At 34.0% G+C, this 1,773-nt stretch carries 2 protein-coding genes; both read right to left on the minus strand.

Annotated elements, in window-relative coordinates; translation table 11 throughout:
• The coding region (locus AC04NP_RS30445) for a 6-bladed beta-propeller (protein ID WP_482863899.1) at positions 1-1,165 on the minus strand (1,165 nt) is incomplete at its 3' end.
• A 250-nt stretch (positions 1,166-1,415) separates the two neighbouring features.
• Positions 1,416-1,773 (minus strand): hypothetical protein (locus tag AC04NP_RS30450; protein WP_482863900.1); only part of this gene is annotated, 358 nt, incomplete at its 5' end.

A 1,773-nucleotide genomic window follows, 5' to 3' on the forward strand; every position in this document is an offset into this window, starting at 1 on the left:
CGCATACCAGGATTATTGTATCAGTAAAATTATCGTCAAAAGTTTCGAACATTCTTTTCAGAGGGCTGCTATCAGCAATCTGGTCAATGATGGACTTCTCCGAAGGGTTATATCCAAACATCATGGTTCCCTTCTTTTCATTATAGTACTTGCAACCACTAACAGCGAAACTTTCAGAAGGATGCCAAATATTGGTATATGATATTTTTTCTCCTTTTCTAATGATTACATTATATACATATTGGGTAACAGAGCTTGTAAATTTAAAATACGATAAGGAATCATTAAATATAAGTCCACCTTTTATCAAATCGTATTCTCTATAAGCACTGGATACATCATAATTTTTATCAAGCGTTTCCTCCAAAAAATCAGGTGGTGGTGATGTTTGAAATTCCAGGGAATACTTCTCTTCGATTTCCTCATCTATTAATTTATATACTGTATTTCTTAACATTTCGGCGAAAAAGACCTCACCGCGCTCATTGACATGAAAATTATTACTGCTCATAAAATGTAAAGCTGTAAAATCCTGATTTTCATTAAAGGGGAAATAGCCTTTCAAAAACTGAAAATTGTCATCAGTGATGGTCAATCTAAATCTTTTTTTATTATCTATAGGAATATAATTGTTATAGAAGTAGTACTTATTATATAAATGACTATAAGCATGATTTGAAAAAGGGAAAGGTATTTTTTGTTCTTCAATAAAATTGCCAAGCAAATCAAAGAATATAAACTTTGCCAGGTAGCTGTCATATATTTCAACTCTTGATTTGTCTGAATTTAACACCACGCTGGAAATGGTTTTAAATTCCCCCGGGCCTTTTCTGTTGGTAGTGGTGATTCTCCCCAACAAATTCCCTGACATATCACAAATAAGTATGGACTTGGCAAATGTTTTGTCAATAACATAAAGGGTGTCATTGTTTACCAATATTCTATCTATCTGGCCTATGAAGTTGTTTTTATCAGTGTTTAATCTGATGATATCATAACCGCTAAACAGGCTTTCGAAGTTTGCCAGTTTTGTATCACCATTGGCTGTTTCTTTTATCAGATCAATGGTACTGCTGTTTACTTTGGTCGGATGTGTATATTCTATTTCCTTTTTACAGGAAATGATAAAAAGACAAAAAACTGCAATGTAAATGGTTTTTTTCATAATTATACTTTTTTGATACTATTATGAGAAGTGGTGCTATTTTAAAAAAAATTACTATTGCTTCAGGAGTAAGTGTAGACATTTGAGAAAGTGCCTTACTCTTCATTCCCGTTTTACTTTTATACTTAAACATTTTAATCTAAAAATATAGGGATAAGAGGTTACCCAAACCAAAGATCAAATGCTTTGACAGACAAAAATATATTATCTGGTCAGTTCAATCACTGATTGATAACCTCTTTAATTTCAGCTAGCTATAACCTTGCGGACAACCGATCACAGGCGTACAAGCCTGAGGTTTACACCTATTCCCTTGACTAGGAAAACACTCTATCCTTTCACCTTGCACAATTTCTTCCAATCTAACTTCCTGACCTAACCAGTTTATAACAATTTTAACGCATGTGTAATCGCAATCAGGAGCTTGAGTTGCATAATCACAATTAGTATTTACAGGGCATGATTCATTTCCTGTACCACTACCACTACTGTTGCCGCTTGTCTGTGCTAATAAATCCGTACCTACATGTACAAAAGGATCGGTAAGGGATAAGCTTACATTGGCTACCAAGCCCATCATAAATATACCTGCTGCTATGTAGCGTAGT

It is taken from the genome of Agaribacillus sp. DX54, from assembly GCF_056858335.1.